At 60.8% G+C, this 13,955-nt stretch carries 16 protein-coding genes; 10 read left to right on the top strand and 6 right to left on the bottom strand.

The window, feature by feature from the left end; translation table 11 throughout:
* Nucleotides 1-3: 3 nt before the first annotated feature.
* On the top strand, nucleotides 4-642 hold the full coding sequence (locus IVB22_RS23735; RefSeq protein ID WP_247519672.1) for a response regulator transcription factor: 639 nt from the start codon (nucleotides 4-6) through the stop codon (nucleotides 640-642).
* Between the two features lie 165 nt (nucleotides 643-807).
* Nucleotides 808-1,200 (top strand): response regulator transcription factor, encoded by a 393-nt coding sequence (locus IVB22_RS23730; protein WP_247519671.1) that lies wholly within the window; start codon nucleotides 808-810, stop codon nucleotides 1,198-1,200.
* 26 nt (nucleotides 1,201-1,226) lie between these two features.
* On the opposite strand, the gene IVB22_RS23725 is transcribed toward IVB22_RS23730, so the two are convergent.
* Together IVB22_RS23725 and IVB22_RS23720 are read right to left on the bottom strand one after the other, a co-directional pair.
* Entirely contained in the window at nucleotides 1,227-1,856 is a 630-nt protein-coding gene (locus tag IVB22_RS23725) for an invasion associated locus B family protein (protein ID WP_247519670.1), read from the bottom strand.
* Nucleotides 1,857-1,888: 32 nt separating this feature from the next.
* Entirely contained in the window at nucleotides 1,889-2,728 is an 840-nt protein-coding gene (locus tag IVB22_RS23720; RefSeq protein WP_247519733.1) for a S9 family peptidase, read from the bottom strand.
* Nucleotides 2,729-2,924: 196 nt separating this feature from the next.
* Here IVB22_RS23720 and IVB22_RS23715 point away from each other — a divergent pair, with 196 nt between their 5' ends.
* Nucleotides 2,925-3,368, top strand: coding sequence for a hypothetical protein (locus IVB22_RS23715; RefSeq protein WP_374207620.1), 444 nt, complete (start codon nucleotides 2,925-2,927; stop codon nucleotides 3,366-3,368).
* Between the two features lie 72 nt (nucleotides 3,369-3,440).
* On the opposite strand, the gene IVB22_RS23710 is transcribed toward IVB22_RS23715, so the two are convergent.
* Nucleotides 3,441-3,896, bottom strand: coding sequence for a hypothetical protein (locus IVB22_RS23710; protein WP_247519669.1), 456 nt, complete (start codon nucleotides 3,894-3,896; stop codon nucleotides 3,441-3,443).
* Nucleotides 3,897-3,912: 16 nt separating this feature from the next.
* Here IVB22_RS23710 and IVB22_RS23705 point away from each other — a divergent pair, with 16 nt between their 5' ends.
* From IVB22_RS23705 to IVB22_RS23680, 6 genes are all read left to right on the top strand, one after another.
* On the top strand, nucleotides 3,913-4,452 hold the full coding sequence (locus tag IVB22_RS23705) for a hypothetical protein (RefSeq protein ID WP_247519668.1): 540 nt from the start codon (nucleotides 3,913-3,915) through the stop codon (nucleotides 4,450-4,452).
* Between the two features lie 146 nt (nucleotides 4,453-4,598).
* A complete protein-coding gene (locus tag IVB22_RS23700; RefSeq protein WP_247519667.1) occupies nucleotides 4,599-5,048 on the top strand; it encodes a hypothetical protein in 450 nt (149 codons plus the stop codon).
* Complete coding sequence (locus tag IVB22_RS23695) at nucleotides 5,041-6,273, top strand: HlyD family secretion protein (RefSeq protein WP_247519666.1); 1,233 nt, start codon at nucleotides 5,041-5,043, stop codon at nucleotides 6,271-6,273. The genes IVB22_RS23700 and IVB22_RS23695 overlap by 8 nt, the downstream gene beginning before the upstream one ends.
* A gap of 25 nt (nucleotides 6,274-6,298) precedes the next feature.
* Entirely contained in the window at nucleotides 6,299-7,624 is a 1,326-nt protein-coding gene (locus IVB22_RS23690) for a TAXI family TRAP transporter solute-binding subunit (RefSeq protein WP_247519665.1), read from the top strand.
* 119 nt (nucleotides 7,625-7,743) lie between these two features.
* Nucleotides 7,744-9,378 carry a DUF3300 domain-containing protein gene (locus tag IVB22_RS23685; protein WP_247519664.1) on the top strand — a complete coding sequence of 545 codons (1,635 nt, stop codon included), beginning with the start codon at nucleotides 7,744-7,746 and terminating at the stop codon, nucleotides 9,376-9,378.
* 2 nt (nucleotides 9,379-9,380) lie between these two features.
* Nucleotides 9,381-10,322 (top strand): DUF2950 domain-containing protein, encoded by a 942-nt coding sequence (locus IVB22_RS23680; protein WP_247519663.1) that lies wholly within the window; start codon nucleotides 9,381-9,383, stop codon nucleotides 10,320-10,322.
* Between the two features lie 16 nt (nucleotides 10,323-10,338).
* Here IVB22_RS23680 and IVB22_RS23675 read toward each other — a convergent pair whose 3' ends face one another.
* A complete protein-coding gene (locus tag IVB22_RS23675) occupies nucleotides 10,339-10,611 on the bottom strand; it encodes a hypothetical protein (protein ID WP_247519662.1) in 273 nt (90 codons plus the stop codon).
* 376 nt (nucleotides 10,612-10,987) lie between these two features.
* Here IVB22_RS23675 and IVB22_RS23670 point away from each other — a divergent pair, with 376 nt between their 5' ends.
* Nucleotides 10,988-12,496: an amidohydrolase family protein gene (locus tag IVB22_RS23670; protein WP_247519661.1), complete on the top strand. Its 1,509-nt coding sequence runs from the start codon at nucleotides 10,988-10,990 to the stop codon at nucleotides 12,494-12,496.
* A gap of 56 nt (nucleotides 12,497-12,552) precedes the next feature.
* Here IVB22_RS23670 and IVB22_RS23665 read toward each other — a convergent pair whose 3' ends face one another.
* On the bottom strand, nucleotides 12,553-13,395 hold the full coding sequence (locus IVB22_RS23665; RefSeq protein WP_247519660.1) for an amidohydrolase: 843 nt from the start codon (nucleotides 13,393-13,395) through the stop codon (nucleotides 12,553-12,555).
* Nucleotides 13,396-13,428: 33 nt separating this feature from the next.
* Nucleotides 13,429-13,767 (bottom strand): YdhR family protein, encoded by a 339-nt coding sequence (locus tag IVB22_RS23660; RefSeq protein ID WP_247519659.1) that lies wholly within the window; start codon nucleotides 13,765-13,767, stop codon nucleotides 13,429-13,431.
* Nucleotides 13,768-13,955 lie beyond the last annotated feature (188 nt).

Here is a 13,955-nt window from a genome sequence, read left to right as displayed (position 1 = left end):
CTGTTGCCGGGGCTTGTGTATATTGTTGACGACGACGCTTCCTTCCGCACGGCTATCGAACGTCGTTTGAAGAAGGCCGGTTACGAGGTCGCGACTTATCCGTCGGCCCAGCATTTGCTCGATTGCCCGCCGAGCGAAAACAAACTGGGCTGCATTTTGCTCGACGTGCGGATTCCGGGATTGAGCGGTCCGGAGCTGCAGGGGCGTTTGAGTGAAATCGGCTCGACCTTGCCGATCGTGTTTCTCACGGGCTATGCGGATGTCCAGACCACGGTGCGGGCCATCAAGGCAGGCGCGGAAGATGTTCTCACCAAGCCGGTATCGTCGGAAGAACTTCTTGGTGCAATTGAACGAGCCATGGCTCACCACGAGGTAATGCGTGGCCAGAGAAGCCAGCTCGACGCCCTGCGCGCCCATATTGCGAAGTTGACGCCGCGCGAGCGCGAAGTCTTTGAACTCGTCATTCGCGGCAAGACCAACAAACAGGTGGCCAACGTGTTGGGCGCGACCGAACGCACGATCAAGGCGCATCGCCACAGAGTGATGGAGAAGCTGCAAGTGCAGACGTTTGCCGAATTGGTCTCCCTTGCAGAGCGGGCCGGAATTTTAAGAGAATCGTCGGGTACCGGACAGGCGAATTGAGGAATCGTCAGCTGGATTTGAGTTCGCATTGTCCCATGGGACAATAGAAGATGGGGGACTCAGAGCTTACTAAAATAGCGTGGTGAGTCGGGCGAACCACGACTTGATCAGTTTCGGCGGAAGCTGACAGGTTGCAGATCGTCTCCTGGAAGACGTTCAAGCGCGATGGACGGGATAACCACCTTGCGGAATCGAAATGTCGTCTTTGTCGTCGATGATGACCTCGGGACGCTCAGGGGGCTAAAGCGGCTGCTACGCGAACACGGTTACGATTGCGTCGTGTTTTCGTCTGCCGAGGAGTTCCAGAACCATGACGATTTCGAGTCGGCATGTTGCGTGGTTCTCGATATCAACCTGAACAACGAATCTGGAATTGAACTGAGGCATCGTCTCAGGGCGGCAGGCATTTCACTGCCGGTTATTTACATCACAGCCAACGACAGCCCTGCTGTCCGCATGGCAGCAATCGAATCCGGGTGCATTGCCTATCTTACAAAGCCGTTCCGGGCGAAGTCCCTGATTGAGCCGATCGAAAAGGTAACGGCCGGGGCGGCGTAAGTTGTCGCCGCCGCGAATGCTACGCATCATTCATCGATATTTTGCTCGAACGTCTGCGTCGGAGTTCCCTGCCGAACCGCAGCGAACTGGTTGACCGGCAAGGCCGTGGTCACTGCCAGGACGCTGGAATCCACAACCTCGAGCTGAAGCTTCTGGCCTGTCTCCATCTCCATGATCAATTTGGGATCAGCCAGATCGGCGGCGATGCAGGTGTTGGTGAGGCACCAGACATACGGAAACCGGTAGGCGGCGCCCTGATCGATCGTGATCTTTACGCCGGCCTGCAGGTAGAGCCCGATGGGAAGGAACATTTGCAGCCGCGCGGCCTTGTCGCCCTCGCGCTCGATCAAGTCGACGCGGACGGCGGACTGGCCCGTCTCAAACGTCCCGCTGATCGATGTCCGGCACACCATGTTTGTGCCAGGAACCTTGAAGCAGAACTTGCGCCAGTCCGAATATTTGATGTCGCGCGCCGCGCGCTGGCCACGCAAAGCGAACTCTTGGCCGGCTAGTTTCTCGCTTGCCGGGCCGCCGTCCGGCTTCGCAGGCTGTTGCGCAGACGCAGTTCCAATACCGAAATTCAACAGCATCAGCACCGATAGTGCTGTCACCAGGTGAGATTGACTGTCGTATCGGCGTAACCGCTGACTTGTCATTTCTCGCCTCCGTCGCTCTATCCGCGTCAGCGTCATCTGTGCTTGTCGAGGAACGCCCCGACCAGCGGGGTCCACAACGGAAGGCCGTCGGGCGAACTGACCAGGAAATGTCCTTCATTGCCGAACGGGGGAAGCAGGTGATATTCGGCCTTCCCACCGGCCCCGGTGTAGGCCTCGTGCATTCGCCTGGATAATTCCGGACCGAAGAACGTATCGTTCTCGATGTAGATCCAAAGCATGGGAGTACGAGCGGCTCGTCCGAATTCCCCGGTCGCCAAAACCAATCTGTCGGGCGCGCAATTGTTGTTGGGCTTTCCGCCGACGCGTCCGCCACGCCCCGCCGCGAATGCCACGATGGCGCGCACCCCCGGGAGGTTCTCGCTCGACAGCGCAATGGCGGCCCAGCCGCCGGCCGATTGGCCGACGACAATGACATTGTCCGGCACGATCAGCTTTTGATCGGTCATGTATTCGATGATCCATTTGTCGATCAGGGCGACGGCGCGTCCGGCATCGCGGAAGTTCGGATTGTCGCAACTGCCGACCTTTGAAAAGAACAGCGAGTACAAGCCGCGTTCCGCGTCATCGAGCGCGGCTGCGCCATATCCGGTGCCGGAGGGCGCAACGACCATATAGCCCCGCCGGGCGAACCACATCGCCGCGTCCCTGAATTCCACCAGCGGAAAGAAGCCGCGTTCCTTCTGGTTCATCGAAACGCCGTGGTTTATGACCACGAGTGGAAACGGACCCTTCCCGACCGGCCGAACCACATACGCGATCGTGGGCAGCGTAACCGGGATCGCCCACACCTCCTCCTGAATGGTCTGATCTGCGGGGCGCTCATCAGTGAAAGCCGCCACGGCCAGCGCCATGACGGAGGCGATGGAAGCGATAAGAACGCGCACCAGATATCGAAGCATGGCGTGCATTTCGGGTTTTGCTGATCCCGGCCGTTACCGAGTAACGAAAGCCTTTCTTGATGAGACTGAGTGGCTTTGATCTGGATCAATGGAACTCGCGGTCACGGCTTCACTGTCGCCCGGACTTAAACCCCGGCAGGAGTGAATAATGATGATGTTGCATCACAGGCGATCGGTCGTGGTAGCCCTGTTTGGATTGCTGACCTCTGCGGCCATTGCGACGCCGGCATCCGCGGAAGTCGGGACGGTGAGGGTTGTCTTCACCAAAGGTGGGTTCATCGTCGGCGTCGGAGGTGGCGAGGGTGTGCTGACATTCCGCGGCAAAAACTATCCATTTACGGTTTCGGGAGCCAGCATCGGCTTTACCGTTGGCGCATCGACCACCAAGCTGGTCGGCAGGGCAGTGAACCTGAGGAGCCCCGGTGACATTGCCGGGTCATACGCCGTGGTCGGCGCCGGTGGCGCTCTTGCGGCCGGAGCGGGCGCCGTGCAGTTGCAGAATGCCAAAGGCGTGATCCTGCAGCTCAGCGGTCCAAGGGTTGGCGTGGAATTGTCGGCCGCCATGGGCGGGGTTACGATCGCCATGCGATGAGTTTGCGGAAATGAGTTTGAGTCGAGGCGCCCGTCGGGCGCCTTCAAGCTCGCCGGAGTGTCGTACCGGCAATCATTCGCCCCAGGCGATCGTAATGCTGATGTCACCCGGAACACCTCCGGGAAAATCGACGATCTGATAGCGGATGCGGTAGCCGCGCGGTTTCAGGTAGTCGGACCAGAGCTGAAAGATTTCCTGCGCTATTCCCGTAAGGGTCTTTTCCCAGCCCGGCTCCTGCTGATTGATGGCGCGGCCGTTGTCGGTGCACAGCGTGTGGGGGAACCGATAGACCTGAACCTCGCTCAGCCCATTTCGTACCGCGCGCTGGATGACGGTCGAGGCAAGCTTGACCTTTTCGTCCTCGGTCAGGCCCGATGGTTTGCTTAGTCTTTCGATCAGCTTGTGCTTTTCAGATTCGGCCGCGGCCGTTCGGCGGGCGTATTGTTCGGCCCTTTCGGCCTCCTGGAGGGCGGCTTGTTTCTGGATATCCCTCGCCGTGGGCAGCAGATCGTCGATTTTCTCGGGCATGGCTGATCCTTCCTCAATGACCGTCGCGCCTGAACCGATAGCTAGCCTCAGCGCCGCGACCGCTCCTTTGATCCAAATCAAGCGTTTGCGACGCCGCGCGATTTTCAGTTTGCGGCAGCGCCTTGCCGAGCGAGAAGATGGCATGAAGCGGTTACTTCGGTTCGCAATCGCCGCTGCAATGGTTGCGGGTCTGCACGATCCGAAGCAGGCAGGCGCCCTCGATCTCTCCGGGGCATGGGCCACCAGCACGGATGAATGCCCCAACGTGTTCGTCAGGAGGGGACGGGCGAAGCAGATTGAGTTTACCGCACTGTCGGATCAGCACGGAGGCGGCTTCATCGTGGAAGCCGATCGTCTCAGGGGAAAATTTGCCCGCTGCAAGATAAAGACGAAGAAGGAGGATGGCGACACCGTGAACATCATCGCGGGCTGTGCGGCCGATATCATGCTTTCCAACGTCCAGTTCAGCCTCAAGATGCTCGAGCCGAACAGGATATCGCGGATCTTTCCGGGCATCGCGGACATGGCGATCAGCTATCACCGTTGCCCGATCTGATCATTGTTGCCGTCGACGAGCAGGGCCGGGCACCGGGGCGGGTTGATTCATATCAAAGGTCAGGCGCGGCTGCCGATCAGTACTGGTGGGACTAAAAGGGGGCGCCGGGTTCTGGAACCCATTTGGCTTTAGAAGTGGAGGGAAATTTGAGCGATCAACTTCATCCACTGGCGCCGCACCACTTGCCCGGTTTCATCACGGCGCCCGGCGACACGGACGTCTGGATGGTCGTGATGGGTGTCTTCCTGATTGTCGCCGTGTTGGCGGTTGGCAACCTCTATCTGAAACTGCACTCGCTGCCCGAGCGAATGGCTCACAAGTCGCAGAAGTTGCAGTTCGAGATCGTGGCTGTCCTGGGGCTCCTGGCGCTGTTCACCCATATTCATCTGTTCTGGATCGGAGCTCTGTTGCTTGCGATGATCGACCTTCCGGACTTCAGCACACCATTGCGCAGCATCGCAGGCTCGGTCGAGAAGATCGCGGGCACTTCGCCGGACGATGTTGTCGTTGGCGAGGTGGGCAATGCTCCAGCCCTCGCGGTGACGGAAGAGCCGAAGCCGCGCGCGTCGAAGCGGGAGGTGCACGGCCATGCTTGAGCTGATCATTTGCTCCATGCTCACGATCCTGCCGGACTACCTGTACCGCCGCTATGTCCAGGGCAAGCGTATCGGCAAGGAAATTACCTTCTTTTCGGTCTGGTTCGAACTGAGATACGGCATCGTCGCTTGCCTGATGCTCACGGTCTCACTCATTACCCTGATCTTTTATTTCCACCCGTCGACCAGCTCCGCGGCCCTGTTCTTCAGGACGGTTCCGATCGTTCCCGAAATCCCGGGGCGTGTCGCCGAGGTCCGTGTCGATCATAGTGCCCCCGTCGCCAAGGATGCCGTGCTCTTCAGGCTGGACAGCTCCAAGCAGGAGGCGGCGCTGGAGACCTCGCGGCGGAAGATCGCAGAAATCGATGCCTCGTTGGTCGCAGCACAAGTGGAAGTGCTGAAAACAGAAGGCCAGATACAGGAGGCGAAGAGCTCCGTTCAGCAGGCTCAGGATGAGCTGCAAGTGAAGACCGAGCTGCAACGGCGCAACCCGGGAATCGTGCCGCAGCGCGACATCGAAAAGCTGCGGGTCATGGTCGACGGGCGCCAGGGATCACTCGATGCGGCCAACGCCTCGAAACAATCGGCCGAGCTGCGCGTGTCGACCCTTCTGCCGGCCGAGAAGGCGAGTGCGGAAGCCGCGCTGGCGCAGGCACAGGTCGATTATGACAAGACCTTCATCAAGGCCGGGGTAGCGGGACGCGTGGAGCAGTTCGTCCTTCGCGCCGGAGATGTAGTCAATCCACTGATGCGTCCTGCCGGAATTCTGATTCCGGAGGGAGCAGGGCAGCGTTCGCTGCAGGCTGGCTTCGGGCAGATCGAAGCCCAGGTCATGAAGGTCGGCATGGTGGCCGAGGCTGCGTGCATCTCCAAGCCATGGACCATCATCCCGATGGTCGTCACCGGCGTTCAGGACTATATCGCCGCGGGTCAGTTCCGTGGCGGAGAGCAGTTGATTGAAGCGCAGAATATCGCAAGACCGGGCACGATTCTCGTGTTCCTGGAGCCGCTCTACAAGGGCGGGCTCGAGGGCGTGACGGCGGGAAGCAGTTGCATCGTCAACGCCTACACCAGCAATCACGAGCTGATCTCGTCCGGCAAGCTGGGCACGGCTAAGAGTTTCGGCTTGCACGCGGTCGATGCGGTTGGCCTCGTTCATGCGCTGTTACTGCGAATCCAGGCTCTGCTGCTGCCGATCAAGACGCTGGTGCTGAGCGGCCACTGACAGATGCTGTGAACAGTGAGGCCGTATGGATTCGATCAGAATGCCGTCATGGCTTCGGATGGTCCTTGTCGCAGGCGTCGTCGTTCTGGTGGCGGGGGCAGGTCTGTTCGGCTATCGCTGGTATTCACGGCCGACGACGCTGACCGTCGCTGTCGGATCGCTGGACGGCGAGGCCACGAAACTGATGTCGGCGCTGGCAAGCCGGCTCACCGCAGCGAATGCGACAGTACGTCTCAAGCTGGTGGAAGTGACCGGCGCGCTCGAGGCGGCCGACGCGTTTTCGTCGAACAAGACTGACCTTGCCGTCGTGAGAGGCGATGTTGGCGACCTGTCGCAGGCGCAAGCCATCATCATCCTCGCGCATGCTGTTGTATTGCTTGTTGCACCTCCGGGATCCTCGATCACCGATGTCGCCGGCCTGAAGCGCCTCACCGTCGGCGTGGTCGGCGGCGAGATAAATCGGAAAGTCGTCAGCGTTCTGACGGAGGAATACGATCTCGGCCGCGCCAATGTCACGTTCCGTAACCTCGGGCTCGCGGAGACGCGGCGCGCGCTCGAAGCGAAAGAGGTGCGCGCACTTCTGATCGTCGTTCCCCTGGCTGAGAAATACCTGGCAATGCTGCGAGGTTTCTTTCTACAAAATCCGAAGACCGCGCCGGTCCTTATTCCTATCGATGCGGCCGGCGCCATTGCCGGGAAACAAGCCGCTTACGAAAGCTTCGATGTTCCGAAGGGAACGCTCCGGGGCTCGCCTCCGATTCCCAGCGACGATCTGACCACGCTCAGGGTTTCGTTCTACCTGGTTGCCAACAAGCAGCTCGATAACGATCAGGCCGGCGCTTTGGCGGAAGCGTTGATGAAGGCGCGCAGGGACCTGCTCGGCGAATTGCCAATGCTGGCGCAGATCTCCGCGCCCAGCACCGACTCGGATGCCTATCTGCCGGTCCATCCGGGTGCTGCCGCCTTCTACAACGGCACGCAGGAAAGCTTCCTGGACCAATGGGGAAACGCCATCTTTCTGGCTCCGATGATATTCGGAGCCTTGGTCTCTGTGGCGGCGGCGGCGTGGAAGTTTCTTCGCGACGGCGAACCCCGCAAGAGCGAACAAGCGCTGGATTCACTCTATGCCCTCGGTCACCGCATAAGATCGGCAGAGGGCGAGCAGGAGCTGTCTGAAATCGAGCGCGAGATCGACAAGGTCCTTCAGATGCAGCGCGTCAAGGCAGCGGCCGGGGACGAAAACGCCCTTGATGTCACGACCCTCAACGTAGCCGCGCATCGCCTTCAGAACCTCGTCCATGATCGGCGGACGCTGCTGTCCGCGCGGCCCGACGGCAAGGCGCTGGCTTGAGCAAGCGCAACTGCCCCAGCCCTTGCAGTTCGCGTCGAACGCGGACCTTTGATCCTGATCAAAGGTGCGGTGCCGTTTCCGTCGTTCGTTTGTCCACGATCGGAAGTGGAGACACAACCATGTTGCGTTGCGGGAAATTTCTGCTGGCGTTAGCGATCATGATTACTGTTCCGAGCATTGCGACGGCGCAGACGACCGATAGCAAACCGCCGGAGCCTGAGCAGACCTTGCTGAAACCCGAGCAGCTCGATGCGCTGGTCGCGCCGATCGCGCTTTACCCCGATGAGTTGCTCGCCAATGTGCTGGCGGCTTCGACCTATCCCCTGGAGGCCGTGCAGGCCGACCGCTGGGCGAAAGCCAACAAGAGCCTGAAAGGCGATGCGCTCAAGGCAGCGGTCGACAAGCAGGCATGGGACGACAGCATCAAGGCGCTGGCCGCTACACCCGATGTTCTCGCGATGATGAGCGACAAGATCGACTGGACCAAGAATCTCGGCGATGCCGTGTTGGCCCAGCAGCCCGACGTGATGGACGCGATCCAGCGGCTGCGCGCAAAGGCGCACGCGCGCAACAAGCTCGTCACCAACAAGCAGCAGAAGGTCAGCGTTCAGCAGCAGGAGAACAAGGAGGTGATCGTCATCGAGCAGGCGCAGCCCGATACGGTCTACGTTCCCTACTACGATCCGGCGACAGTTTATGGTGAGTGGCCCTATGCGGAATATCCGCCGTATTATTTCGGCTATCCATCCTACATCGGCGCCGGCGTGGTTGCCGCAGGGTTGGCATTTGGCGCCGGCTGGGCGATCGGGCGCTGGGGCAATTACTGGGGCGGCGGTTTCAACTGGGGTAACCGCAACCTCTACGTCAATCACTACAACAGGACGACCAACATCGGAAATAACTGGCAGCACAACCCGGCGCACCGCCAGGGGGTCCGATACAACAACGCCGGCGTTGCGCAGAAATTCGGCAACAACAACCTGCGGGCCGGCGCAGCGGATCGGATGGACTATCGCGGCCGCGACGGCCAGAAAGTACTCGACGCCGGAAAGGACCGCGCCGGCGCGGGTGATCGTGCCGGTGATCGCGCAGGCGCCGATCGGCCGGGCGCCGGGGACCGCGCAGCCGGTGATCGCGCCAAAGGAAGCGACCGCGCCACGGCAGGTGATCGTGCCAAGGCAGGTGATCGTGCCAAGGCAGGCGGTGGTGGTGCGAAAGGCGGCGAGCGCGCCAAGACAGCCGACCGCAGCCGTTCCAGCGCGGGCAACAAGGGCGGGCGCGATACGGCGATCAGGAACGTGTCGTCGGGCAGGGCGGCCAATGCCCATTCTGCCCGTGGCCACGCAAGTTTTGCCAGCGCCGGTGTGTCACGCGCAAGCATGGCTGGCGGCGGCCATCGCGGTGGCGGCGGTGCAGCATTTGCCGGCGGCGGACGCGGTGGCGGAGGGTTTGGCGGTGGTGGAGGTCGCGGCGGTGGTGGCGGCCGACGCTCCGATATCGCGCTGAAGCACGACGTCGTGCTGCTCGGCCAACTGGACAACGGCCTCGGCTATTACCGCTTCAGCTATCTCGGCAGCGACAAGGCCTATGTCGGGGTCATGGCGCAGGAAGTGCAGGCGATCCTGCCGGGAGCGGTCACGCGCGGCGCTGATGGCTATCTCCGGGTTCACTACGACAGGCTCGGGATCAAGTTCCTCACCTACCAGGATTGGCTCGTAGCCGGCGCGCGGATCCCCCTGCGCGGGAGGATGTGACGATGACCAGGCTTCGGTTGGCACAGAGCTGTCGTAAGCACACTACCGGTCTTCTGGCAGCGGCGGCGCTGCTGCTACTGCTGGGGATATCGTCCGCTAGTGCTCAGCAGGGTTTCAAGACACCGGAGGAGGCCGCCACAGCGCTCGCCGCCGCCATCAAATCGGGTGCCACGCGAGACATCCTCAAGGTGCTCGGTCGGGATGGCGTGGACATCATGTTCTCAGGCGATGAAGTAGCGGACCGCGAAGCCCGGGATCGGTTCGTAGGCGCTTACGACGCCAAGCACAATGTGACCGTCGAAGGCGACAAGGCTTTTCTGGTCGTGGGAGCCGACGACTTCCCGCTTCCGATTCCGCTCATCCGTCAGGAGACGAACTGGAAGTTCGATACGGCCGCTGGCCGGCTCGAGGTCTTGTACCGGCGCATTGGGCGCAACGAACTCGACGCGATTCAGACCTGCCTTGCCTATGTCGATGCGCAGAATGAATATGCGGAGAAAGACCGTACCGGCGCCGGTCCCGGCGTCTATGCGCGGCGCATCGTCAGTTCCTCCGGCAAGAAGGATGGGCTCTATTGGCCGGCGTCAAACGGTGATGCGAGCCCGCTTGGCGAGCTCGTCGCACAGGCTTCTCAAGAGGGGTACAAGGCGGGGGCGGGACGTATGCCGTACCACGGTTACTACTATCGCATTCTGACGCGTCAAGGGCCGAACGCTCCCGGCGGTGTGCTCAATTACATCGTCAAGGGCAAGATGATCGGGGGATTTGCGCTGCTCGCTTATCCCGCGGAATACGGCAATTCGGGCGTGATGACCTTCCTCGTGAATCATTCCGGCACCGTCTACCAGAAGGACCTGGGTGACTACACGATGTCGCTGGCCGAGCGGATGACGTGGTTCGATCCCGACCAGACCTGGAAGAAGGTCAACACACCCAGCCCTTGACGAATTTCGGAGTCAGTCAGCGCGACGAGAACACATTCTTCAACTGCACCAGGAATGTCACCAGCCACGCGCACGCATACATGCCGGCAAGACCAAGCGCCGTTCTGCGATCAATCAAAGACAGGTTTGTCCACCACCATATCCGGTAAAGCCATATTCCTGTCGTGGCTATGCCCAGCAAGCAGACCAGCATCTTGAGAAAGGACGAGTTCGCGACACCTAAAGCGCCAAACAAAAGCGTTGCCGGAATGAGAAACATCGTGCAGGCGGATATCAAAATCTCGTTCATGGGTCCTCAAGACATCTACGAATCGCAGGCTACATATGCAGTTTGCAGCAACCTGTACCGTTCCGGAAGGGACGCCGATGCGGCTGATAATTGGCTTGCGCCGCCCACGATGCGTTCGTCCAATCGGGTCTGAACGAGGAATGACGATCAGAAGCGAAATGAGTTTGGGACAGTGCGGCTGCCGGATTACTCTGCTTGCGATCATGGAAATTTGAGCGTTGAATTCGCCGCGTCATGCGCGGCCGCGGTGCAATCTTTGAGCGAGGCAGGATGGTGGCGTACCGGCCTCGCAACCGCCCTGAAGCAGCCAGACGCACGCAGCCTCCATGCGGCAACGATCAGCACGCGCTTCGATCATCAACAAGGGAGGAAAACGATGAGCACTTGGCTTAGTGAACGAGAGCAGCGCCTGGTCGCGGGTGCCGAGGCGGCATCGGCGGCAACGCCGATCCCCACTCAGATTGTTTCCAACGGCGAGTATCTCCCGCCCCCGCAGAGCGCTACGCAGAAGAAGGTCGAGGCGCGGATCAACGAACTCGCCGACCAGAACGGCAAGCACCTCGGCTTGAGCCGCAGGCAGTTCCTGCACACGAGCTGCGGCATGGCGGCGGCATTCCTCGCTATGAACGACATCTACGGCAATGTTTTCCAGGTCGCGGCTGCAGAGGCCCGCGAGCCCGAGCTGATGCTGGCGCGCGCGCAAGGGCTCGCCGGCCAGTTCATCTTCGACGTCCAGACCCATTTCGTGCGCGACGACTTCGATCACAAGGAGCTCCTGGGCCTGGCGGATTTTGCGAGCCAGCACTGGAACCCGAAGATGAAGGAGGAGGGGGTCTCCTCGCTCGCCCGCTACAAGTTCCTGAACTATGTGAAAGAGATCTACTACGACAGCGACACCAACATGGCACTCTTGAGCGGTGCGCCGTTCGACGATCCGAGCTGGTGGCTTCTGTCCAACGAGCAAATCGTCAAAGCGCGCGAAATCATCAACGACTTCGCGGGCTCGCGCCGCCTGTTGGCGCACAGCGTCATCACTCCCAAGCAGCCTGGCTGGATGGAGGAGGTCGACAAGGCAATCGAGGTCTACAAACCGGATTCCTGGAAGTCCTACACGATCGGCGACCCGCTGGCGCCCTCCAAGTTCCCATGGCGGCTCGACGACGAGCAGGTGATGTATCCGTTCTACGACAAAGCGGTGAAGGCCGGCATCAACACGCTGTGCATCCACAAGGGACTGCTGCCGCCCGACTACGAGAAGTCGTTCGCCGGCGTGTGGGAATACGCGACCGCGTGGGACATCGGAAAGGCGGCGAAGGACTGGCCGCAGATGAACTTCGTGATCTATCACTCGGCGCTGCGGGCGTTCCTCGAACTGCCGGACAAGGCCTGGGCGGAGTTCGAGCAGACCGGCCGCATCCAGTGGGCCACGGATCTCGCGGAAATTCCGCAGAAGTTCGGCGTCACCAATGTCTATGCCGAGATCGGCACCTCCTTTGCCAACTCGGCGGTGGCGCATCCGAAGTTCTGCGCCGCGCTGGTCGGCACGCTGATCAAGGGTATGGGGGTCGATCACGTCATGTGGGGGACTGACTCGGTCTGGTACGGCTCACCGCAGTGGCAGATCGAAGCGCTGCGTCGCCTCGAAATTCCGGAAGACATGCAGAAGAAATACGGATTTGCGCCGCTCGGCGACGCCAATAGCGCCACCAAGCAGCTGATCTTCGGCGGCAACGCAACCAAATTCTATAAGATCAGGCTGAAAGCGGCTGAGAACACCAGGATGCCGGCCTTTTCCGCGGATCGTCTCGCTTCGCTCAAGAACGAGTATACGCTGGCGGCCAAGGAGCCCTCGAACCTGCGCTACGGCTACGTTCGCGCCGCGTAAATTTCCAACGGCCGCGCCTGCGGAGTGAGTAAGCTTCGCGGGCGCGGATCGAAGCTCTAAACCTTCTTCGGTGACCAGCGATAGGCCTTGGCGCAGGCGCCGCCCATCAGCATTGCCCGCTCGGTGTCGGTCAGGCGGTCGGTCTTTAGGAAGGGTTCAACGGCCTGCTCGTAGTTGACGACTGCGAACGCACGCGTCCAATCCGTGCCCCACAGGCAGCGGTCGAAACCCCAGGCGTCAAATATGCGGGCAAGCGGGTCCCAGATGTCCGGGAAAGGATAGGGCTGCCGGGAAAGTGTGCAGGCGCCGCTGACCTTGATCACGGCGTTGGGACGCCTGGCCAGTTCCAGCACCTTCGGGAGGTTGGTCCAGGGCTCGGGCGGCGCAGGCGGCACGCGTGGCTGCAGGATGCCCAAATGGTCGACGATGAATCGCGTATCGGGGTGACGTTCGATGAGCGCAATGCCCGCGTCCAGATTGTCCCAGCACAGGATGTTGAGTGGAAAGTCGTAACGAACGGCCGCGCGCGCAATCCGGTCGAGGCCGGGATCGTCAGTCGCGCGCTTCTCCTCCTTCCTCAGCATGACGCGGATTCCGACCGCGCCCGGCGTTTTCTTCCACTCGGCGACGACGTCAGCCACATCAGGATCATCAGGGTCGAGCGGCTTGACGATGGCGAGCCGGCCGGGATGGGCTCGCTGCACTTCGACGGCGTAGCTGGCGTCGTAACGGTACAGGGAAAAGGCGGAGATGAAGATCGCGCCATCGACGCCGACCTTGTCCATCGCCGCTACCATCTCGTCACCCGTGACGTGATCCGGCCAGTTCGGCACGCTGTGCCAAGGTCGCTTCGGCGTGTTCGCCTCATAGGCGTGGACCTGGGAGTCGATAATCGTCATCGGAACATTTCCCTTGCGCCGCGATCAGGTTGATCAGGCCACGGCCTCAATCGCCTTGCCGTTGACGCGGGTCTCGCCCTTCAAATTGTCGACCGTCACGTAGGTGTCGTACCAGGTGAGGCGAGGCCGGACCCCAAAGCGCTCGGTCAAGTCCGCGATGCGCTCCTCTGTAAACCAGGCTTCCGCCGATTCACGGCTGTCCCAGAGATAAACGCCGCCGGTGCCATTTTCACCATTCAGGTAGTCCTTTCGGATCAATCCTTTCCTGGCGAGGTCGCGATAGGTCGGCGCGGTCGAAGTGCCTCCTCTCACCGCCAGCTCCTCGGAGCGCTTTGGCAAATCGAACTGAACGACAACGATGCAATTGGGCATGAACGGTTCCTCCCGTTTGGTCGGCAATCATGCGCTGAATTCGGGTAGACGGTCAAAGGCTGACCGCGCGGCGACGACCGCTTCTGGCGGATTGTGTTGAAAAACTCGACCGTTGAATCCGAAGGAGATCACTGATTCATTCTGTCGGTGTGGGCGGGAGACTTGAATCGATGATGGGTCCGCGGCAA

The organism is Bradyrhizobium sp. 190 (genome assembly GCF_023073415.1).
Lineage (GTDB): Bacteria > Pseudomonadota > Alphaproteobacteria > Rhizobiales > Xanthobacteraceae > Bradyrhizobium.
This window is presented reverse-complemented; position numbering and strand designations above follow the sequence as displayed.